Raw genomic sequence first — 21,701 nt, forward strand, 5'->3', positions numbered from 1 at the left:
GCAGCATCTTAAGCCAATCTACGCCAAGCCAACGATGTGCAGAAACAACGCCGCCTGTGCGCCGAACCCGATCAGGAAGGCGATGGTGCGTAGGATCGGCGCTCCGAGGGCGTAGACGATCGCATGTGCGACCCGGCTCCAGAAATACAGCGCGCAGGCCTGCGCCGTCATTGGCGCGCCAATGCCGAGCGCATGGACGGCGAGCGCCAGCGGCGCGAACACGACGAGGTTCTCGACGGCGTTGTGGTGGGCGCTCGCCAGCCGATAAGCCCAATCGACGTGCGGCTGCGCGCCGCGCTGGGGGTTCTTCAACGTCGGCCACACGCCAATCTCGTAAAAGCGGTTAAGGACGATTGGAATCCACAATAAGCCGGTAAAGGCTGCGGACAGGGCGACTTAAGTCAATTCAGGGGTCTGGTTGGTCATTAGGCTTCTCCAGGCGCGATCAGCCGCGCCGGCTGCAACGGAGAAAAGAGCTACGCCTCTGCGGCAATCTTATCTATGATCGCGCCGCTCGTTTTCTTGACCGGAACGACTGTCATGCGCCTCGCGGATCCGTTGGACGACGCCTTGGATGATCTACGCATCTCCGGCTCGGTGCTGGTTCACGAGACTTACCAACCGCCCTGGGCCGTCGACGTGCCGGCAGAGTCGAGGCTTCGCTGCCTTCTCGGCGTGGGGCCGGACATGCGGGTGTTGCCGTTTCACCTGGCCCGTCGTGGCGGCTTCGATCTGTCGCGCGAGGGCGAGACAGTAGGTCGGGTGGAGGCGCCCGAGCTTTTGCTGCTGCCGGGCGGGTCGGCGCATCGCCTGTCCAATGGCGATGTCGCACAGTCGGCGGCGTTGGAAACGATCTTAAGCGACGCCAACCGGATTGGCACGCCAAAGGACGAACCGGGGGCGACAGAGCTAATCTGCGGCGCCTTCGTCATTCGAGCGACTCCGCTCAACCCGCTGTTGGGCGCGCTGCCGTCCGCGCTCAAAGTCCCGGCAGGCGGGGTCGAGGCCAGCCCGGCGCTGGCCGGCGCCGCGGCGATGCTGGCGGCGGAGTGCGGGCGGCGCTCCCGCAACGGCTTTACCGCCCAGCGCCTTTTGGAAGTGCTCTGCGCCGAGGCGATACGTTCGTTTCAGCAGCGCCAGCGCGCGCGAGACGCAGGCTGGTTTCGGGGGCTGGCTGACCCGAAGATTTCAGAGGCGGTGCGTTATGTGCACGCCGATCCCGGCGCAGATTGGAGCGTGGAGGCGCTGGCGGCGCGGGTTGCGTTGTCTCCCTCTCGCTTTGCGGCTCGCTTCCGGGAGACCATGGGGGAAAGCGTCATGGCCTATGTCGGCCGATGGCGCCTCAATGTCGCCTGTCGCCTTCTCCGCGAGACGGAGTCGCCTCTTGATCGCATCGCCGAGCGCGTTGGATATGAGAGCGTCCCCGCGTTTAGCCGCGCGTTCAAGGCTCAAGTCGGTCGCCCACCGGCCCAATGGCGTCGAAAAAGGGCGACCGCCTTCGCGAAAAGTCGGGAGCCAGCAGAATAGCGAGCGCGGATCGCGGCTAAACATTGCCCTTCTCGGCGCGGAGCAGGAACTACGACTCTCCTATCCATGGTTTTGGGGTCGCTTGATGACCTCATCAACCGTCCCCTGCTCACGCCCGGCAAGGTGCGCAACCTGCCCCTCAAGAGTCGCTTTTCGCCGCGTCAGAGAGCGGCACCCTCTTTGAAAGGCGACAGGCTAACGAATTCACTTCGGGAGCCCAGAATGGCGGCTTGCTTCTTTGGACCAAAAACAGTCGCGGCGTGGAAATCGCGAAAGGCTCTCCGCCGCGAGCCCCGCAGTCCACGCGAATGGGGCAAGCAACAACGCCGGCGCCGGCCGTCACGGTATTAGAATCCCTCCCCTTCGGGTAAGCCCCTCAGGACTCACCGCGCAGGGCTGCTCGAAGCCTGGTGGACGCCATGAAGCATGAGAATTGTGCCGAAGAGCTGCAGGGCGGTGATAGCTTCCCCGAGCAGAAACCAGGCCATCAGGAGGGTCGCGATCGGCCCAGTCGCGCCAATGATCGCGGTATGCGCCGCGCCGATCCGTGCGATCTCTTCCGAAGTAAGAAAGCTTGGCAGGATGGCCGAAAAGATCCCAAGCGCCAATCCATAGCCATAGACGGCCGCAGGTTGCTCCAGCAGATCGAAGCGGGGATTTGAAAGGCCGTAATGCAAATACACACCGCCCGTCGCCGCCAGCATGGCGAGCGCGGTATAGCGCTTGGCGCCGAGACGCCCAATGATCGTCTGACTACCAATGAGATAGACCGCATAGGCGACGGCGCTCAAAAGTACTAGCAACACGCCTTCTCCCCAGCGCGACGCTGCGGCGGCCTTCGCGCGGTCGAGCAGCGACGCTGACCCCCAGTGCGTACTACTGCGCACCTCCAACGCCGCGGCTCCTATCCCGGCTTACCAACGGATATATGAGGCAATTGCCCTCAATCAAACCGAAATCCGCCGGGTTGTTCGCAGAAATAGTCTGCGCTCGTCCGTCAACGAAATGGCCGCGTGAAATTTGACGGTGACGGTTGTGCGCCTTCATCAGCTACATCAGCAAACAGCGAATGTAAGCCGAACGACTAACGCCTCTAAGATTCTGCCGATTCCTGGCGGGGACTGCGACGGCCTTCGCCAAGTTGCCAGCTTATCCTGTTGTCCTTGGCGTTTCTGACTGTCTACGCCACGCGATTTTTCCTTCGTAGATTTCCTTGGCCTCATCACGCACAAGCGCGCAAAACCACTTTAGCAGGGGGTCGGTAGCCTGAACTTGAGTGGAAACGAGGGTCATCGGCAATGCTGTGTTCTTAAAAGGCGGCTTCAACAGAACGAGACCGAAATGATCGACAAAGCGGCGAGCGAACGTGGCCGAGAGAGTCGTGACCAAATCCGTCGCCGCAACGCAAGCGAGCGCGGCTGTAAAATGCGGCGCGGTAAGGGCCATGCGGCGGGAAACGCCTTCCGAGCGAGCATGGCGTCAATGTCGGATGTTCCGTCGCCAAGCAGCGCGACGCCGACATGATCGAAGCGACCGTAGTCTCCGAGTTTCCATTTGCGCTTCGCGGCCGGATGACCTCGGCGCAAAATAAGCGCAAGTTCATCGCGCGCGACGGTCTCGCTCACGGCCCCAGGCGGGAGAGGCGTGCTCGCCAACGCGAAAGCGAGATCGAGCGCGCCTCGCTCCAATCGCTTGAGAACGTCGCCGTAGGGTTCGAAGCAAAGATCAACCAGGGGCGCCTCGCGGGACAGGCGTCTCATGATCGCTGGGCCGAGCAAGATCGACTGCGTATCGGCTGCGGCGACGCGCAAAACTCGGCGCTCTTTTGTGGGATCGAATGGCGTCTTACTGAATACTGGCTTCAGACCATCGAGCGCTGCGATGACGCGCGGCGCCAGCGCTTGCGCTTTCGGAGTTAACGCGAAGCCTTCGCGCGTGCGAACGAGGAGCGGGTCCCCGAGCAGGTCCCGCAACCGCGCGAGCGCGCGACTCATAGCCGGTTGGCTGAGGCCAACATCTTCAGCGGCGCGCGTGACGTTGCGCCGCCGCAGCATGGCGTCGAGCGCCGGTAAAAGATTGAGATCGACGCCGGCTAAATTCGTTTCGCGCATAGGGCGGATCATAACAATGCATTTTGGATATGCAAGGCACGGCGATACGCTCGCACAGCATCTCGATGGGGAAGAGAGCTACCGCCGCCGCCCCGATTTGAGTTTTTACCGGGCCGGAACAGCTCACGATTGGTGGGCGTGGAGTCTTAACCTCGCCCACGAGGGCGCGCGCCGCGTTGCAAATGTAGTAAGACTCAAAGTAGAGGCAGATGAGCATCAATGTTACTATATTCGGCTTCGGTCCGGTGGGGCGGGAGACAACGCGGCGGCTTCTCGCGCAAGGGGTCTCCGTTCGTGTTGCACAGCGCCACGCGCCCGCTGATTTGCCGCAAGGCGTGAGTTTCATGGCTTGCGACGTCCTAGACGCCGAAGCTGTGCGTCGGGCAACCGAAGACGCGCGGCAGATCGTCGTCGCGGTAGGATTTCCTTATGCGGGCGATTTCTGGCGTGTCGCCTGGCCACGCGCAATGACGAACTTCGTCAGCGCCTGCGAGAAGACCCGTGCACGCATGGTGTTTGTGGACAATCTTTACATGTATGGACCGCAGGATGCGCCATTGCGGGAAGACATGCCACTCGTGCCCATCGGCGTAAAACCGGTGGCTCGCGTCGCGGCGACGCGCATCTGGATGGCGGCGGCGGAAGCCGGACGAATCCGCGCAACGGCGCTCCGCGCCTCGGATTTCTACGGACCCGGCGTAACTTTATCTCATTTGGGCGCGTACGCCTTCGGCGCAATCGCGAAAAGGAAGCGCGCCTTTTTGCTGGTGCCGCCTGACACGCAGCATGATTTTGCTTTTGTCACGGATGTCGCACGCGGCGTCGTCACCCTGCTCGATGCGCCGGACAACGCTTACGGCCACGCTTGGCAACTCCCTTGCGCGCCGACGCGCACGCCGCGCGAAATTCTATCCCTCGGCGCCCAGGCGCTCGGTAGCGCGACACGCATTTTCGCTTTGCCGCTTGCGTTCCTGCCGATCCTTGGGATCGGTTCGTCCTTAATGCGTGAAATGGCCGAGATGCGTTTTTTTTTGGGATCGTCCCTATCGGGTCGATGCGCGCAAGTTCTCTTCTCGCTTTTGGTCCGGCCCGACGCCGCTGGAGGTCGGAGCCCCCGCCACGGCTCGATCTTTTGCAAGCGACGCATAGAGGCTGCCATGCGCTTATTGGCGATTTCTGGCAGCTTGCGATCGGCGTCCACGAACACGGCGACGCTAAAGGCGATCGCCTTGCTTGCACCTCCCGGCGTCGAATTTGTTCTCTACGATCGGCTTGCAAGCCTGCCGCATTTCAATCCCGATCTCGATCGCGCCGATGCGCCTCATCTTCTTCCCCGCGAAGTTGGCGCGTTACGTCAAAACATCGGTCACAGCGACGGCGTGGTGATCTGCTCCCCGGAATACGCGCATGGCGTTCCCGGCTCCTTGAAAAACGCGCTCGACTGGCTCGTCGGCAGCATTGAATTTCCCGAAAAGCCCGTAGCGCTGCTCCACACCTCGCCACGCGCGGTCCATGCAGACGCCCAACTTCGGGAGACCCTCGCCACAATGTCCGCCAGGCTTATTGAGGCGGGGTCCCTCACTATCCCAATCGAAGGAAAAGCAAGAGCCCTGGACGCGAATTCCATGGTGTCTGATGTAGCGCTGGCCGAGAAGTTAGGCGCAGCCTTGTTGACTGTCATCGCGGCAATTCAACGCGCTTGATTATTGAGCGGCGTGGGCGTTTGCAACGCCCAACGCGGTTTGGGGCGGTTCAGGCGCGCGACCTGCGCCACGCGGCTAGCTGCTCGAGACTGTTTTGACCGAGATCCGCGTTCCAACCTCGCGGTCGACCGGGAAGATCGAAGGCTCTTCTTGCATGTTAATCGGGATTAGGGACAAGCTGCTTACACTGGAACTCCACACTCGCATAAAGCCGCTCGAACATGGAGTGACGTGGCAAAGCTTGCCACGCCACCTACGCAGCGCAATAACCATTTCGCTGATTGTCGCCTCTTTATCAGCTTAAGCGGCCTGAGCGCACTGGCCCGCGCTCAGGCGAATGCGTATCAAGCTCTATGCGAACCGTGCGACGCATGCCCACCCTTGCGGCCCGCTTCTGATGCGAGAGCGTGGTTCTTGGCGAAGCTCCGTTTAGTCGGATCGACACTCTGTCCGCCCTTTCGTCCGGCGCGCGCCGCGAGTTCAGGGTTCTGCGAGAAGCTGCGTTTTTCATTCGGCACGCTTTGCCCGCCCTTACGGGCAATCTCGCGCTGTTTCTCGGGGTCCATAGAAGCAAAGCCTCGCTTCGAGTTAGCCATGAGCGCCTCCCTAAGTTTGAACTTGGCAGGTTACGTAGGTCAGGCTCAGGCGGTGACAAGGCTACGGCGAGCCGAGCGACGTCGCGGGGGCGGGGATGAGGTGATCCCCCCCGAGTGGGGGAGACGAGCTCCGCCTGTCGTGCGGCAAGTTCGCTTCGAGGGATACGGGGAAAAACTTTCCGGCCTCTCCACATTTGGATGTGGAAGCGCTGGGCGTGAGATCGTGGGATCGGAAGCGGCGCCCTTACGAGGGCGAGTCTGCCGTGAGCGCCACCATTCTATTCGCGGGCGTGTGAAGTTCTGGGAGCAGCGCCCGTTTACGAGATCCCGCGGGAAAGACCCGCGGCTTCCGCTTTTTTGAGATCATCTTAAATAATCGAGTTTGCGCCACCCTACGCATCGACGCAGAATCCACGGGCGTGGCCCTGTTCTCTTCTTTCCTGCATCCGCTAGCGCGGCACTCGTTGTAAGAGTGGGACACGCGGCGAACCTCTGGCTTCGGCTTCATGATATCTAAGGAGACCAGCATGCTACAGGATTTCAAGAATTTCGTTATGCGAGGCAACGTGGTCGATCTCGCGGTCGGCGTCATCATTGGCGCCGCTTTTGGCAAGATCGTCTCCTCGCTTGTTGACGACATCATCATGCCGATCATCGGCAAGCTGACGGGCGGGTTGGACTTCTCCAACTATTATTACTCGTTTTCGACCGCGGCGCATTCCGACATGACATATGACGAAGCGAAGAAACTCGGCGCGACGATCGGCTACGGACAATTCGTGACGATCACTGTCAATTTCCTTATTGTCGCTTTTGTCCTCTTTATCGTCATCCGTCAGTTCGAAAGGCTGAAGAAGCAGGCTCCTCCGGCCGCTCCAATTGCGCCGCCTCGCAACGAACTGTTGCTCGAAGAAATTCGGGACGCCATTCGCGGGCGCTCGGGAACTCTTTGATCTTTCAACCACGGGAGGCCGTCTCACGGTGGTTGCCTCCCGTGTTTAGGCGTTTTGTGAGATGTTCGGGCCCCAGGCGACGTTATCCAAACGCGCGCCCCCGTTCGGGTTTTGGGAAAGCTGATTTTCCCGCCGCGGAATTTTTCAGGACAGGGATGACCGTAGGACGCGGCGATGTTCACCTTCGAGCTAACAATCATTCTATCCCTTCCCGACCCGCTTCCGGTTAGTTGACCCAAGAATCCACAAATTTGGCGGCACTCCCTCTGCGCTACAGATGCCGTCGTCATTGGTCTCTTCGAGAGATTGCGGGATGGCATATTCTAACGATCAAGCCGACAGCGGTAGCGAATAGGACCCCGGCTGTGACGATAGAAACCGTGTTCCAGTTCGGCTTCAGGCTACCGAGCGTGACAAGCATGGTGGTCGCCGCGGCAGGCGGGTGCTGAGCATTCAAAACCGATTGCAGGCCAACCGTTACAGAGACCGCAAGAGCCGTTGCCGCCGCCCGCTGCATTGACAGAATTTCACCGCTCATGACCGCCGGTGTGTTCTGAGCGCCGAATGCAAACAACGCCACAAGCCCAGCCCCAAGGCCCATGGCGTGACCGACGATTGTATTCCAGATCCTTGCGCCAGGCTCGTGTGGCGTGACAGCCTGTATAAAAACGGTTGGCCCAAGGCTAGGGAAAACCCAGGGTTGGTCGGCTGCTAACGCCAGGGCACCAATAGCCCCGATAGCCAATCCGGACGCAAGCGCAGCATAGAGCCGCGATACGACGATGCGGATACGGTAATTTCCGTAATCAACGACCTCGGCAGTTCGGGAGTCGTCTGTGGAAATAGGACTCATCTTTCAAGCACCTGGGATGGAAGTATCGAAATGAACCGGTTGAGATCGCACCGTGCTTTCTCTACCGATTCATCCTTTATCCAGCGTCGCAAGGCACCTTTTAGTGAAACACCGCAATGGCCCTAAGAGCAGGGCCCGTGCTCAAGTCCATTGAGAGTGGACGCTGAAGAGCTGATGGTTACTCTGTGCGTTCGAAAATCTTTCCCGATTTGCCAGCAGCGTCGCCGGAGACGCGGGGGCTGAACCATCGCGCGAACCAAAAGGAATCGCTTGACGGCAAGTCGAGAATTCTCAACGACCTGACCTCGCGGGAAGAAACGTGTCGGAACGCATTTGCTTAAGGCTGGCGCCCTTCATATAGAGATCGCGTTTGAGGCGGCCTACCAGCCTCTCGCCCCCACAGAGGAAGAACGCCGTTTGGGAGAGCTCGTTCTCATGCTCTAGCGCCGCCGCCGCCACGTCGCCGCCGTGACGATCGGGATCGCTAAGGACGCGCGGGACATAGTTCAGATTCGCGTGCCTCTCCGTCAGCTCCTTTAGATGACGGTGCAGGTACAATCCGTTGCGCTCTCGCGCTCCGTGATACAGGCGGATTGGACCACGATGTCCGCGCCTCAGAGCGTCTCGCAGGACGCCGATCAGAGGCGCTAGGCCAGTCCCCGAGCCGATCAGCGCCATCGGCTGATCGGCATCGACGCCTTCATAAATGCACGTTCCGAGAGGACCGGCGATATGAAGCCGACGGCCATGCGCAAGCTCGTCGGAGATGAATCTGCTCATTCTCCCACCCGGATGAAGACGGATATGGAGCTCGATGAAGGCATCTTCCTCGGGCACACTCGCAATTGAATAGTGCCGTCCAAGTCCGTCGTCGGTGATGAGCTCCAGAAACTGCCCGGGGCGATAGGCAAAGTTCGAATCATGTTCCAGCCGCAGCCGCACCACGTCGCCAGAAAGGCGGTCCATCGAGTGAACGACAGCCTCCGATCGGGTCCCGGTTTCTTGCGCCGGCACGATGGTCAGAGGCGCATCGGGCACGCAGACGCAGGGCAAGAAATAACCCAGCGCCTTCTGCGCGTCGCTGAGCCCCTTCTGCGCGGCGGCCGGCGGACTGCCTTCGACCACGCGATGCAGGCAACTTTGGCAGACCCCGGATCGGCAGGAGTGAGGCGCGTCGATTTCAGCGCGTAGCAGCGCGGAAAGAACGTCCTCCCCCGGCTCGATCTCGATGGCTGCCTCTCGATAGGTGAGCAGCGTCATCGCTTGGGCCTCAGTGGTTCAATACGTCGCTGCGAACCGAATTGGCCAACGCCGCAACTTCTTGCACTTCCTTTTCAGCGACGCCGAGCTGCCGAAGCGTTCTCGACAGGTCTTCGATCACCGCGTCGACATGTGAATCGTTCAAGCCCTTGGCGACAAGCCTCTCATGCGCCTTTCGCATGTCTTTGCCGGTATATTTATTGGGGCCGCCAAACGCCATGGTCAAAAAGGATTTTTGCTTTGCGAGCTGATCTTCCATATCCACGCCTTCGAAGAAGCGTGCGATGCGGCCGTCGGCGAGAACCGTACGATAAAAAAGGTCGACCGCGGCGTCCACCGCCTTTTCGCCACCGAGACGCTCATAAAGACTAGACATGCGTATCCCTCCCTCAGGCCAGCTGCGTTTCGACGGCGGCCAGTTTTCTTCGAACGCTCCTTTAGAGGGAGGTGAGGGAGGATTCTTACCTTGAGGCGTCGGATTTTTTTTCAGCCAGGACGACTTCAAGGAGACCCAGGTAAACCTCTTCGCACTCCGGGCACTGATGCATGTGATGGCGCACGTCTGGGAGGCGCGCCGCGGCGTCCTCTCCTGTAGCCTCCAGCTCGGCATAACGCGGCAATCGCTCGAAATAATCGCTGCACGACAGCTCCTCGCCGGCTTTCGAGGCGAAGATAGTGTCGATCAGGCGTCCGAACTCGGTCCGTTTCATGCTGGATTCTCGTCGCTAATCATTAGACGCGGTGAAACAATGATTCCTTACCGTCTTCAAAATAGGGCCGCTCGGGCCGAGGCGTATCAAAAATGGCGATGAGCTCGCGATGTGTGACTCCCCTAGAGAGGAGAGCCGCCTGGAGCCGCTTGCGCGCATCGTGGATGAGCTTATAGAGGCTATTTCGATTGGTTCCCAGCCATTCCGCCACGAGATCGAGCGGCATTTCCTGGAATGCATGGGCAATCAACGCCTTGCGCTGCAAGGGAGTCAGCGCTGTTTCGATTAGCTCGCTCAGCATCGCCCAAGCTTGTTGTTGCTCGAGGCTTCGCTCGGGCCCGGGATTGTCGATCGGCCAATGCGGCATGGCGTCGCCAAGACGCGCGACTTCGATGGCCGAGGTTCGCCAGCGGCGACGCCGCAGTTCATTAAGGGTGACGCGGATAGCGATCGAATAAGCCCATGTCGTGAATTGGCTGTCGCCGCGGAATTGATCCAGCTTAGACTGAATGAGGAGCACCGTCTCCTGTGCGCAGTCTTCCGCCAGGTCCTCATGATCGTAGCCAGGGCCGGCGGCGTTGGTGGAGCCTTTGCGGGATAGGAAACTGAAAATGGCGCGGCGCAACAATTGCCGCAGCTCCTTGACGGCGTTCTCATGACTCTGCCCCCTCTGGCGCAGAGCCGCTAGCCACTCAGTGTTGGATCTTGTCGTCACCGACGCCCCTGGAGTTGACGATTAGCCACACGCTCGATCCCTCACAGGCCCTCGACGATGTCCAAAGGACGCCAGATCATCTCTAGTCTGCAGCCCGGAGGCGAAGTTCCCCTGCTGTCGATGGTTGCTGGAATTTACAAAGCTCAACCGGTCAGGCGCAAGTCTGATTTGGCGTCTTATCGCAGACCAGCTGCCGGTCGCACCGGGATGTTTTCCTTCACTCATTTGGAACGCCTGGTTTCGAAACCACCACGCCGGCCCTGCATCGGAAGCCCGGCCGGGAGTCAATCAGTAGACCCATGCCACCCTGGTGGCGGATTTTACAGCGCCAATTCCCAGTATGGGCGAACCAGCCAACGACAAGGTCGGTCGGCCCCCCGACGCCGTAGAGACGGCGACATTGACTTTTTCCGCTACTGGGCCGCGAGCTTGATCTCCGGATAGGTGCAATGTTCCTTGCTGTTCTCATCCACATGCAGATGCGACGGCGGCTCGATGAATCGGATGCCGAGCGTCGGCCAGACATCGACCATCGCCTCGACGAGATGCGCAATGTGCTCCTGCGTGTGGCGTGGGGTCGGCGTGATGCGCAGGCGCTCCGAGCCCTTGGCGACCGTCGGATAGTTGATCGGCTGAATGTAGATGTTGTGGCGCGTCAGCAGCAGATCGCTCGCGGCCTTGCACAGTTCCGCGTCGCGCACCATCACCGGCACGATATGAGAGCCGTTCTCGAGCACCGGCAGGCCGGCGGCGGCGAGCGCATGTTTGGTGATATGCGCGGCGCGCTGATGGGCGGCGCGCAGGTCGGGACGGCGTTTCAGCAGCCGCACCGCAGCGCAGGCGGCGGCGGCCACCGGCGGCGGAAGAGCGGTCGAGAAAATGAAGGCGCCCGCATAGGAGCGGATCGCATCGATCACCACGGCGTCGCCCGCGACATAGCCGCCCATGGCCCCGAAACCCTTGGCGAGCGTGCCCTCGATCACGTCGATCCGGTCCATGACGCCTTCGCGCTCGCAGATGCCGCCGCCACGCGCGCCATACATGCCGACCGCATGGACCTCGTCCACATAGGTCATGGCGCCGTAACGCTCGGCCAGCGCCGCGATCTCCTTGACCGGGGCGATGTTGCCGTTCATCGAATAGAGGCTCTCGAAGACGATCAGTTTCGGCCGGTCGCCGGCTTCGATCAAAAGCTCTTCGAGATGGGCGAGGTCGTTGTGACGGAAGATTTTCCGCTCCGCGCGCGAACGCTTCACGCCCTCGATCATCGAATTGTGATTTGAGGCGTCGGAAAGGATGAGGCCATTCGGCAGCAGATCGGCGATGGTCGAGATCGCCGCGAGATTGGAGATCCAGCCCGAGGTGAAGACGAGAGCCGCCTCCTTGCCGCGCAGATCGGCAAGCTCGCGCTCGAGTTCGACAATGGCGTGGCTGGTGCCGGAAATATTGCGCGTGCCACCGGCGCCGGCGCCGACCTTGCTCGCGGTCTCGACCATGGCCGTGACCGCCTCGGGGTGCTGGCCCATGCCGAGATAGTCGTTGGAGCACCAGACGGTCACGTCCTGGACAGAGCCGTCGTCGCGATGCCAGCGGGCGAAGGGGAAGCTGTCGACTTCGCGCTCGAGGTGGACGAAGACGCGGTAACGGCGCTCGTCCTTCAGACGGGAGACGGCCGCCTCGAAATATCGCCGATGTAGCATCTCTGTGTCCCTCGATTTTCTCGCTCATGCGCATCCGACAATCAGGATAAGGGCGGGGGCGCGACAAACGCCGCGCCCCCTTTGTCGCGCCATCGAGAGGTATTTGGGGGTCGATGGCGCGATTCTTGATCATCGACATTAGATGCTAAGTCCACATCGATTTTCGAGGCGCATGAAGTCGAGGATTGGCCGTAGCTTCTGAGCTATGGCGTTGCGAACAAAAACGCTGCGGGGCCAGCCAATCCGGCAAGCACGAAAAGAAGTCCTCGCAGGTCTTGATTCGCGATTGGAATTAATGCTTGTCCGTCTTGGTGATGCGTTTTGACATCCTGTGTGGAGGACAAGACGGTCGATGTATGCAGGTGGCGACGCTCAGCGAATTCGTGCCGAGGCGAAGCGGCCGCAAGTTGCGCTGTAGTGGATAGGATCAGCAGCGTAAGAAGAAGATGTTTCATCGATGTGTCTCCTTTGACGGATCGAGCGACTGAAGGCATCGTCAATTCCGTTACAGAGTTTCCTGCCACGTCCCGCTCGACTGACGCCTTTGCGTTAGCGTGAGCCTCTAAAATCACAACGTGGTCACTTATCCAGCATGCATGATCATCTTTCTCGTGACGTCGCCTGTTAGATGCATCTGCATAGGAGGTTCTTACCCCCGACCAACAAGTTTTTTTAGCCGGCTCGCGCCGCGCTGATTCTCTGGCCTCTTCCGCGACGCAGCCCGCGCGCGGCGCTGCAAAAATGGCCTGCGCGAGACGCCGTAGCTCCGCGTCATGGCGACTCCATGAGCTCCTCCGCGCGCAGATGCGCCGCATCCCCACGCCGCCAGAAGGCGATCATTGTCGGATGTGCGAACCAGAGGAGGACGGCCAGCAACACGAAGACGACAGCACCGACTAGAAACACGTCGTTCAACGCGAGCAGAGCTGATTGCTCACGTATGAGGTTTGCAAGCCGGCGCATCACCGTCGAGGAGCTGAGGCCAGCACCTTCAAGTTTTGCAGTCGTTTGCGCGAAAAGATCCAGTGACGCGAACCGCCGCCCACCGAGGTGATCGGCAAGATCGAGCTGGTGGAACGGCAACCGGCGGAACTGCACAACAGCGAGCAACGAGATGCCGTAAGAGCCCGCCACGGTGCGCAGCAACGCCAGTTCCTCGGCGGCGCGAATAAGTTTCGCTCCAGAGAGCCCGTGCATGGCCAGGCTCGCAAGCGGGGCAAAGAAGAGGGCAATGAAAAAGCCGAAGATCAGCATCGGCCAGAAGAGCTGGTCGAACCAGGCAAGTCGGTCGAACAGCCCCAACCAAGTAAGTGTCCCAGCGAGACCGACAAAATCGAAGAAGCTGATCAGGCGCACGTCGACCGTTTTGTTGAGTTCATGGAGAACGGCGACCGCCGGCCCTGCGACGACAAACATCGATAGGTAAACCATTCCCGCAAGGGATGCGGTATAGCCCATGAGCAGCTGCAGCTGAAAGACGAATACCGACAATAGCCCCTGGATGATCAGGAATCCGAAAACGGAGCAGAAGGTCGCAATCGCATAGTTGCGATTCCCGAACAAGCGCAAGTCAAGCACGGGATTGCGCTCGCCGAGCTCCCATATCACAAATGCCGGCACCGCGATTTCAACAGCGATTAGCGCCGTCACAAGGATCGGCGAGGCGAACCAGTCAAAATCGTTACCCATGTTAAACACCGTCTGAGCGCCGTAGACGATGACGGTAAGCAGGGCGACGCCTACGAAGTCGAAGCGCACGATCCTCACATTGAAACCACGGCCATAGAGCAGCGCGCCCACAAGGGCGGCCACAAGCACGCCGACGACAACGTCGGTGTAAAACAACCAGCGCCAACCTAAAAATTCGGCGTACCATCCACCGAGAAACACGCCGATCGTTAAGGGCGTCATGCTCAATACCCCCCACAATCCGACGGCCCAGGTGCGCCGGCGCTCGGGAAACTCTTTAAGCGTCAGCGATTGTGCGAGCGGGAGGGTCACACCGCCTACGAAGCCAAGCGCAATGCGGGCCGGCAGAAACATCCAAAGGGTTTCGCTCGCCGCACAAACCGATGCGGCGCAGGCGTAAAGGACGAACGCCACGACATAGACGCGATAGTCGCCGAAGCGGCCCGAGAACCAACGCGCAAACGGCAGCCCAAGCGCCAGGCCAACCATATGGTCGGTCGTCCCCCACGTGCCGAAACTCGGGGTGACGCCGCCGAGACTGCCGGCGACATAGGGAACGGTTATCGTGTAACCGGGGACGTTGGAGAGGACAACAATCGTACCAAGCGCTAGCGTGGCGGTGAACAGCCACAGACGCCAGCCGCGTAATGGCCTGTTGTCAACGACCATGGTGCGTTCCAAGACCGGCGCGCTCGGGAAATGGCGACTGATGGGACAACAATCTCTGCAGCATGGCGCTCGCACGAACAGTTTCGGCCTCCGCAAGGGGCGCCGGTCGGAAACAGGTTCGCATTTGATTTACGAACAGACAAATGTGTTTTATTGATTTTAATATCGAACTTTTTCATACTAACTCATGGACATCAACCTTGCTCGGACCTTTCTGGTAGTGGCTGAAAGCGGAAGCTTCATTGCGGCCGCAGAGCGCCTGCACCTGACCCAAACCGCCGTCAGCGCTCGAATTCGAGCGCTGGAAATGGAACTCGACCGGGTGCTTTTCATTCGAAACAAGGCAGGCGCCCGGCTGACGCCAGCTGGTGAACGCTTCAAGCGCTATGCCGAGACGCTTGTGCAGATATGGGAGAGGGCCCGGCAACAGGTCGCTCTTCCCGCCAACAAAGCCGACAAAATCACCCTTGGAGGCGAACTGAGCCTTTGGCATCCGTTACTTGCGGATTGGCTAATTTGGATGCGCCTGGAGTGTCCTGACATCGCGGTCCGAGCGGAAGTCGACGCTGCGACGCGCCTCGTCGAACGAGTCGAAGAGGGATCTCTAGACTTGGCGGTCGTCTATAGCCCGCCTCAGCGGTCTGGCCTCGTTTGCGAGTTGCTCATGGAAGAAAAACTCGTCCAGGTGACGAGTTCGCCTGACGGAAGCGTCGATCCAAGCAGTTACATTTTCGTAGATTGGGGCAACGCCTTCCAAGCTAATCATCAGGCGGCCTTCCCTGAGCTTGGCAGTCCCGCTACGTCGATCTCGCTTGGGCCCCTTGCTTTGACCTTCCTCCTGTCGGTCGGCGGTTCTGGCTACTTCCGCATTGGCACGGCGCAACCCTTCATCGACGATGGACGATTGCGTCGGGTGCGAGGAGCTCCTGAATTCTCCTACTCCACTCACGCCGTCTACGCCGCCGGCCGAGCCGATGAGGCGCTTGCGCGCGTCAGAGAAGGCCTGAGATTCGCGGCCTCCGGCCGCGAAAAGCCAAGCCTCTCGACAGTCATTGAATCACGGAAACGCCTAAACAAACGATCCACCGCGTCCCGATAGCGCGCAAGGCGGCGACGATGGCCGGCAGCAGAACGCCCAAATCCTCTGCGCTCGCGTTTCCGCTGAAGTCCCCGCTTCAAATGCCGCTTGACCAAATTACATAGGTGTCCTATGTATGTGGCATGACCTGCGTTCCGTCAGATCCCGACTTGACCCGCCGGATTCGCGATGGCCTCGATCGCATTTGCGCCGTTATGCGCGCGGATCAATGGGCGATCGCAGGGACGGCTGGGCTTAATCCGACGCAGTCGCATGTTCTGATTTTTATAGCCGGCCGAGCGGAAAAAGGCGTACGCGTCGGCGCGATCGCCGCGCAGCTTGGCGTGTCTCAGCCTACGGCGACGGACTCGATCGCGGCGCTGGTTCGCAAAGGCTTGCTGACAAAGACGTCTGACCCAGAAGATGCTCGTGCCGTAACCATGCGCATCACCCAAGCCGGACGCGACATCGTGCGCGGGATCGGTCTCGTCGTAACCGCGACCGAGCGCGCCCTTGAAACATTGTCAAATCAGGAACAAACCGAGTTACTGCAACTGGTCATCAAAACGATCCGCGCGCTTCAAATCGCCGGGGCTCTTTCGCCGCAACGCATGTGCGTCACCTGCCGATATTTCCGTCCCAATGTGCATAAAGAACCGACGGCGCCCCACCATTGCGATTATGTCGGAGCGGCTTTCGGACCTCAGAGTCTGCGTCTCGATTGCCGCGACCATGATGCATCATCTCTATCCGACGCAGAGGTTCTCTGGAGAAGCTACACGACAACGCTCCCAGAACTTAGCACAGGATATGACGCAATGGATTTTGCGTCTGGCTCAAATATTCAGCCGCTCGAAGAGAGTCGCCTTTCCTCAACAGGCGACGCACGCAAGAAGGAGTGAAGTGCTATGACCCGCAAAGCGATTTTCTATCACGCTGGCTGCCCAGTCTGCGTCGACGCGGAGCGTCAGTTCGCCGAGAAACTCGATCCGAATCAATACAAGATTGAGATCGTTCACCTCGGCCAAACGAAAAATCGGATAGCCGAGGCGGAAGCGGCGGGCGTGAAGTCAGTTCCAGCCTTCGTCATCGACGGTCAGGCGTATCACATCAATTTCGGAGCCGATCTGGCCGCCCTTAAATAAAGTGAGCGTCCCTACTGCGCGCGGGCCTCGCTTAATGGCCCGCGTTGCAATAAACCTGAAAGCAACGACATTGACTGCAGTGGAGAATCTAGCGCGATGGGAGGCGATTACACGGAGCCTGTCCTCCGTTAAAATCCTTACCGGGGTTAGGCCGTGAATATATCAGTTCGCATTTTCACAGTGACGCTATTCGCATTGCTTCCTACTCTCGCTGTGCAGGGGATAAACGAAATTTTGCGAAACAACGCGCGAGAGCAGGAGATTCGCGCCTCGGCCCTGTCGACAGCCGAACATCGAAACGCCGAGCTAGATGGAATTGTGAACGGCATCGAACGCCTATTGGGAGCCGTCGCTGAACTACCGATCTCCAAATCGGAAAACCCTGCAGAGTGTACGGAAACCCTCGGAGAACTTGCCAGGCAGTATCGAAAAGATCTGGTGCTCGCCGTCGCCGACCGCGACGGCGCGATCCTGTGCGCCAGCGTACCCGGCTTTTCGGGAGCTATGATCGGCGATCGCAGCTTTTTTGCCGAGGCGCTGAAATCGGGAACGTTTTCAACCGGCGATTTCACCATAAGCCGAATCAACAATGAAAAGACGATCCCGTTCGCCTATCCGATTCGGAATGACAAAGCCGAAACGATAGCGATCGCTGTCGCCTATCTCAGCTTGGACTGGCTCGCCGGTAATTTGCGTCGGGTTCCATTCCAACCCGGCGAGTCCCTTTTAATCACGGATCGGCACGGGACAATCTTGGCCGAGCTGCCCAACAGCGCCGGCCGCGTCGGAAAGAACGCGACTCCCGAACAGCTGGCGATGATCCGCGCCGATTCGCCCGCAACCGCGGAGCTAAAGGACGAGCACGGCAAAGATGTCATTTACGGCTATGTTCCCATCACGGTGCCGCCGCCGGATCTCTACATCCTTTTTGGAGTCGATCGCGAGCACGCATTTGCCCCGCTCTACGCCGAACAATGGCGGAGCTTTGCGCTTGGCCTCCTGAGCCTTAGCGCCGCCTTGGCGCTCGCGTGGGTGGTAGGCGCGAACGCCATCCGACGGCCCATCGAGAGGCTGCTAAAGGTGATCAGAGGGTGGCAGCGGGATGATTACCAAGTCTATGTCCCGCGAGCCCTCGAAGCCCCCGAGTTCCGCGAGCTCGGCGAGTCGTTTAACCAGCTGATGAATGCCCTACACGCGCACGAGAAAGAACTCTCCGACGCCAATCGATTTAAGGGCTTGATCCTTGCTATCGCCGGGCACGACTTGAGACAGCCGCTGCAGATACTCATGGCTGTGTCCAGGTTACGCAGCCGGGCGCAGGATAAGGAGGACGAAAATCGATATTTGGCGGCGGCTGACGAAGCGGTCGAACGCCTGAACAGCCAGCTTGAGGCCCTGGTTACCGCGACGCGGCTCGACGAAGGGCCTCGCGAGCGCCAACCAGTCTCGATCGGACCCTTGCTCCGATCTGTCGTGGATCAGTGGGCCTCGAAGGCTGATCAGAAAGGCCTAAGAATTCGGTTACGGTCATGCGAAGCGGACGTCTTAAGCGACCCTGTTCTTCTTGAGGCGATCATCCGCAATCTGATTGGCAACGCGATCAACTACACGGTTAAAGGCGGAATTTTAATCTCCTGCCGACGACGCACCGGCCGCGTTTGGATCGAGATTTACGACACCGGGATCGGAATTCCAAAGGATAAAATCGAGACGGTATTCGGAAAATTCCGCCGCCTAAATTCCGACACCAGCGGCCTCGGTCTTGGTCTGTGGATCGCGAGAATTGCGGCTGATACGCTCGGCCACGAGCTATCCGCTTGCTCCGTTCCTGATCACGGGTCGCGCTTCAGGGTCGAGGCGCCGCTCGCGTCTTCTAACATCGTAATTCAGTCCTTTCCGGGAGAGCCTGCTAGTCGCACGCACTCGCATGGCGGAAAAGCCTGAAGTAACTTTCAACCTTTTCTCGTAGGGGCTCCCTAAGGCAAGGGCTTGCGGGAAGCGTCGATCAACGTGTCAATCATTTTTTCTTGTCACGACCGCGAGCCGATCAAGCCGGCATCTAGCTCGTCTAAGGCCGATACTCGACGACGCAACAATTACGCATCTGCCATCGAAGCACCGCCTGGCTTGCACTTCTCGATCGTCGGCAGGTTTCCAAGAGCTATCGTCGCGCCGATGAGTAGGGCGAAGCAGGATTCGTTAAAAAACATATCCTGGCATCATAAACTAAGATCCTCGTGGATCGATGATCTTCCATAAATCTCCAATATAATTTTGCCAGTCGCAACCTCCGTTCCCGTCGTTCGAGACGTGAATAGGGACGAGGGTTTGCAGGTAAAGCAAGCCAAATTCGTGTTTGGCCGCGAAGCACACAGGCATTCAAATGAAATCGCACGAGAAGCTTCTCCTTGAAAACAAGGCTTGGGCCGAAGAGAAGAAGCGCCATAAGCCCGAGTTTTTCGAAAAGCTGGTACACGGACAGCAGCCCGAATTCCTTTGGATCGGTTGCGCCGACAGCCGCGTCCCGGCGGATATCATCGTCAACGCCGATCCCGGCCTGATTTTCGCGCACCGCAATATCGCCAATCAAGTCATCGCGACGGATCTTAATTGCCTCAGCGTCGTGCAATATGCTGTTCAGATTTTAAAAGTGAAACACATCATCGTGTGCGGCCATTACAATTGTGGCGGCGTGAAAGCGGCGTTGTCGCGCCAGCAATCGGGTTTCACGCTGCTGAACAAATGGCTGGCACATGTGAAAAATGTTTATCGCTTGCATCGCGGTGAGCTCGACGCGATTAATTGCGTCGACGCCAAGACCAACCGGCTCGTCGAGCTTAACGTCATCGAGCAGGTTAACAACCTCGTCTTTTCGTCGCTCGTTCAAGACGAATGGCGAAGCGAGCAACGCCCCATGGTTCATGGGTGGGTCTATGCGCTCGATGACGGGCTTTTGAAACAGCTCATCTCGCTGGGGCCAGAGAGCGAAATAGACGCAATCTACCGATGGGATGATGAACCCGCACAGCCAGCGCACTAAACGATCAAACAGGAGATGTCGGACATCATGCGTAAGCATCTCGACTATTACACGCGTTATCTGGACCACGATATCCCCGCGGGGGTGGTCGTGTTTCTCGTGGCGCTGCCGCTCTGCCTCGGCATCGCGGTCGCCTCCGGAGCGCCGCCGTTTTCCGGCGTTATCGCCGGCATTGTCGGCGGTCTCGTCGTTTCCGTCGTCAGCGGTTCGCAACTCAGCGTTTCCGGCCCGGCTGCGGGCCTCACCGTCATCGTCGCGGCGGCGGTGGAGAAATTTGGTCTCGGCGGCACCGTGCTGGCAGTCGCGCTCTCCGGCCTCTTCCAGATCGGCATGGGCTATGCCCGCGCGGGCGTGATCGGCGCCTATTTTCCTTCCGCCGTCATCAAGGGCATGCTGGCCGCAATCGGCCTGATCCTGATCGTAAAGCAGTTGCCCCATGCGATCGGCTATGACGCAGACGCAGACCGCGATCTGTCCTTCCTCGAAGGCGGGGCCAATGCGACGTTTTCCTTTGTCTGGTCGTCGCGGAACTCCATCTCGCCCGGCTCCACAATCGTCGCTTTGGTCTCGCTCGCAATCTTGCTGCTATGGGACACGGACAGGATACGGGGAAACCGAATCCTCGCCCTTGTGCCGGGCCCGCTCGTCGCGGTGATCTTCGGCATTCTCTTCAACCTGGCCGCGCAGGCCGTGGCGCCTTTCTTCGCGATTTCCCCACAGCACCTTGTGACGCTGCCGCAAATCTTCGGGCCCCTTCAGTTCGCGGGACAGATCCGCTTGCCGGATCTTCGATTGCTGACGGACTACCATATCTACGTGACGGCGGCGACCCTTGCCCTTGTCGGTAGTCTCGAGACGTTGCTCAGTCTCGAGGCAGTCGACAAGCTCGATCCACTCAAGCGCACGGCCCCCACCAATCAGGAGCTCAAGGCGCAAGGCGTTGGCAATTTCGTAAGCGGTATGATGGGTGGTCTGCCTATAACAGCGGTAATCGTGCGTAGCTCCGCCAGCATCAACGCCGGGGCGCACACCAAGGTTGCTTGCCTTGTGCATGGAGTGCTTTTGCTTTTGAGCGTCATGTTCCTCGCCAGTGTCCTGAACATGATCCCGCTCGCTTGCCTTGCGGCAGTGCTTCTGCTCACCGGTTACAAGCTGGCCAAGCCGAAACTCGTGGCTGAACAGTTCGAAAAGGGCTTCGAGCAATTTGCGCCTTTCGCAGTCACAATCGCGGCCATCCTTTTGACTGACCTGCTCAAGGGGATGGCGATCGGCATGGCGGTCGGTCTGTTCTTCGTGCTTCGCACGAATTACCATTCGGCATTCACGCTTACCCGGGACGGCAACCATTACCTGTTGCGGCTGCAGAAAGATGTCTCGTTTCTCAACAAGGCGCCTCTACGCACTATTCTCGAGGAGATAGACGGAGACAGTTTCGTCGTCATCGACGGAACCCGGGCGACATTTATCGATCGCGACATCATGGAAACCCTCGAGGATTTCATGAAAGCCGCAAGCGACAACAACATCCGTGTCATCTTGAAGGACTTGCCGAGATTCGAGAAGACTGCGGCGCTGGCGGTGGTCGCCTGAATGAAGGGCGCTGTTGGGGGTTTGGTGGGGGTCGGACGCTCTGTCTTGCGACGAAAAGGAGCTCAAAAAAGGCTTGGCGAGGTCGTTCGGGGCTCGGATTTCATACCGCCGCTCCTCTCAACCCCTGGGCGCGCCAACTGGAGGGCCTGATGGCCAGCGAGACCTCCGCCTTTCCGAAATTCCAGCGGATGACGCGACTCGCTAAGGCTCCATTGCTGGTGACGCCTTGACCTTTGCCAGTGAACGGCAATCCGGCCGACATCACAACTGGGAGGCGCGAGCGAGACGCCCCTCGATCTCGCCTGTATTGCAGCCTGGTCGGCGGCACGCCATTCTGAAACGCTCCATGACCCTAAGCGAGG

20 protein-coding genes and 1 pseudogene are annotated in these 21,701 nt (G+C 59.4%); 9 read left to right on the forward strand and 12 right to left on the reverse strand.

Translation table 11 applies throughout. The features are described from left to right. Positions 1-18: 18 nt before the first annotated feature. Positions 19-390 (reverse strand): MAPEG family protein, encoded by a 372-nt coding sequence (locus WOC76_RS01385; protein WP_341103052.1) that lies wholly within the window; start codon positions 388-390, stop codon positions 19-21. 150 nt (positions 391-540) lie between these two features. Between WOC76_RS01385 and WOC76_RS01390 the strand changes: the two genes are divergently transcribed. After that, positions 541-1,527 carry an AraC family transcriptional regulator gene (locus tag WOC76_RS01390; protein ID WP_341102971.1) on the forward strand — a complete coding sequence of 329 codons (987 nt, stop codon included), beginning with the start codon at positions 541-543 and terminating at the stop codon, positions 1,525-1,527. 383 nt (positions 1,528-1,910) lie between these two features. On the opposite strand, the gene WOC76_RS01395 is transcribed toward WOC76_RS01390, so the two are convergent. Next, positions 1,911-2,414: a DMT family transporter gene (locus WOC76_RS01395; protein ID WP_341102973.1), complete on the reverse strand. Its 504-nt coding sequence runs from the start codon at positions 2,412-2,414 to the stop codon at positions 1,911-1,913. Positions 2,415-2,676: 262 nt separating this feature from the next. Next, positions 2,677-3,650, reverse strand: a pseudogene (locus WOC76_RS24185) (LysR family transcriptional regulator). A 197-nt stretch (positions 3,651-3,847) separates the two neighbouring features. Here WOC76_RS24185 and WOC76_RS01410 point away from each other — a divergent pair. Further along, the gene (locus tag WOC76_RS01410) at positions 3,848-5,341 is read left to right on the forward strand and encodes an NAD(P)H-dependent oxidoreductase (RefSeq protein ID WP_341431234.1); all 1,494 of its coding nucleotides are present in this window, start codon (positions 3,848-3,850) and stop codon (positions 5,339-5,341) included. A 344-nt stretch (positions 5,342-5,685) separates the two neighbouring features. Here WOC76_RS01410 and WOC76_RS01415 read toward each other — a convergent pair whose 3' ends face one another. Further along, complete coding sequence (locus tag WOC76_RS01415; RefSeq protein WP_341102978.1) at positions 5,686-5,937, reverse strand: general stress protein; 252 nt, start codon at positions 5,935-5,937, stop codon at positions 5,686-5,688. Between the two features lie 527 nt (positions 5,938-6,464). On the opposite strand from WOC76_RS01415, the gene mscL reads away from it, so the two are divergent. Next, the gene (mscL, locus tag WOC76_RS01420) at positions 6,465-6,890 is read left to right on the forward strand and encodes a large conductance mechanosensitive channel protein MscL (RefSeq protein WP_341102980.1); all 426 of its coding nucleotides are present in this window, start codon (positions 6,465-6,467) and stop codon (positions 6,888-6,890) included. A gap of 286 nt (positions 6,891-7,176) precedes the next feature. On the opposite strand, the gene WOC76_RS24190 is transcribed toward mscL, so the two are convergent. From WOC76_RS24190 to WOC76_RS01455, 8 genes are all read right to left on the reverse strand, one after another. Next, positions 7,177-7,743, reverse strand: coding sequence for an HPP family protein (locus WOC76_RS24190; protein WP_445730572.1), 567 nt, complete (start codon positions 7,741-7,743; stop codon positions 7,177-7,179). Between the two features lie 291 nt (positions 7,744-8,034). Beyond that, the gene (locus tag WOC76_RS01425) at positions 8,035-9,003 is read right to left on the reverse strand and encodes a 2Fe-2S iron-sulfur cluster binding domain-containing protein (protein ID WP_341102982.1); all 969 of its coding nucleotides are present in this window, start codon (positions 9,001-9,003) and stop codon (positions 8,035-8,037) included. A gap of 10 nt (positions 9,004-9,013) precedes the next feature. After that, positions 9,014-9,379 (reverse strand): group I truncated hemoglobin, encoded by a 366-nt coding sequence (locus WOC76_RS01430; RefSeq protein WP_341431244.1) that lies wholly within the window; start codon positions 9,377-9,379, stop codon positions 9,014-9,016. A gap of 85 nt (positions 9,380-9,464) precedes the next feature. Then, positions 9,465-9,713 (reverse strand): hypothetical protein, encoded by a 249-nt coding sequence (locus tag WOC76_RS01435; RefSeq protein ID WP_341431235.1) that lies wholly within the window; start codon positions 9,711-9,713, stop codon positions 9,465-9,467. Positions 9,714-9,735: 22 nt separating this feature from the next. Beyond that, positions 9,736-10,428 carry an RNA polymerase sigma factor gene (locus WOC76_RS01440; RefSeq protein WP_341389978.1) on the reverse strand — a complete coding sequence of 231 codons (693 nt, stop codon included), beginning with the start codon at positions 10,426-10,428 and terminating at the stop codon, positions 9,736-9,738. A gap of 413 nt (positions 10,429-10,841) precedes the next feature. Next, on the reverse strand, positions 10,842-12,128 hold the full coding sequence (hemA, locus tag WOC76_RS01445; protein ID WP_341102986.1) for a 5-aminolevulinate synthase: 1,287 nt from the start codon (positions 12,126-12,128) through the stop codon (positions 10,842-10,844). Between the two features lie 203 nt (positions 12,129-12,331). Then, the gene (locus WOC76_RS01450) at positions 12,332-12,583 is read right to left on the reverse strand and encodes a hypothetical protein (RefSeq protein ID WP_341102988.1); all 252 of its coding nucleotides are present in this window, start codon (positions 12,581-12,583) and stop codon (positions 12,332-12,334) included. Positions 12,584-12,899: 316 nt separating this feature from the next. Then, positions 12,900-14,486 (reverse strand): DHA2 family efflux MFS transporter permease subunit, encoded by a 1,587-nt coding sequence (locus WOC76_RS01455; protein ID WP_341102990.1) that lies wholly within the window; start codon positions 14,484-14,486, stop codon positions 12,900-12,902. 187 nt (positions 14,487-14,673) lie between these two features. Between WOC76_RS01455 and WOC76_RS01460 the strand changes: the two genes are divergently transcribed. The 6 genes from WOC76_RS01460 to WOC76_RS01485 all read left to right on the forward strand — a co-directional run bounded on the left by WOC76_RS01460 (position 14,674) and on the right by WOC76_RS01485 (position 21,339). After that, the gene (locus WOC76_RS01460; protein WP_341102992.1) at positions 14,674-15,585 is read left to right on the forward strand and encodes a LysR family transcriptional regulator; all 912 of its coding nucleotides are present in this window, start codon (positions 14,674-14,676) and stop codon (positions 15,583-15,585) included. Positions 15,586-15,707: 122 nt separating this feature from the next. Next, positions 15,708-16,466, forward strand: coding sequence for a MarR family winged helix-turn-helix transcriptional regulator (locus tag WOC76_RS01465; protein ID WP_341431236.1), 759 nt, complete (start codon positions 15,708-15,710; stop codon positions 16,464-16,466). Positions 16,467-16,472: 6 nt separating this feature from the next. Beyond that, positions 16,473-16,709 (forward strand): thioredoxin family protein, encoded by a 237-nt coding sequence (locus WOC76_RS01470; protein ID WP_341102996.1) that lies wholly within the window; start codon positions 16,473-16,475, stop codon positions 16,707-16,709. Between the two features lie 318 nt (positions 16,710-17,027). Next, positions 17,028-18,653: a sensor histidine kinase gene (locus tag WOC76_RS01475; RefSeq protein WP_341102998.1), complete on the forward strand. Its 1,626-nt coding sequence runs from the start codon at positions 17,028-17,030 to the stop codon at positions 18,651-18,653. A 439-nt stretch (positions 18,654-19,092) separates the two neighbouring features. Continuing rightward, complete coding sequence (locus tag WOC76_RS01480; protein ID WP_341103000.1) at positions 19,093-19,749, forward strand: carbonic anhydrase; 657 nt, start codon at positions 19,093-19,095, stop codon at positions 19,747-19,749. A 27-nt stretch (positions 19,750-19,776) separates the two neighbouring features. After that, entirely contained in the window at positions 19,777-21,339 is a 1,563-nt protein-coding gene (locus WOC76_RS01485) for a SulP family inorganic anion transporter (RefSeq protein ID WP_341103002.1), read from the forward strand. Positions 21,340-21,701 lie beyond the last annotated feature (362 nt).

This window comes from Methylocystis sp. IM3 (genome assembly GCF_038070105.1).
In the GTDB taxonomy this organism is placed as follows: domain Bacteria; phylum Pseudomonadota; class Alphaproteobacteria; order Rhizobiales; family Beijerinckiaceae; genus Methylocystis.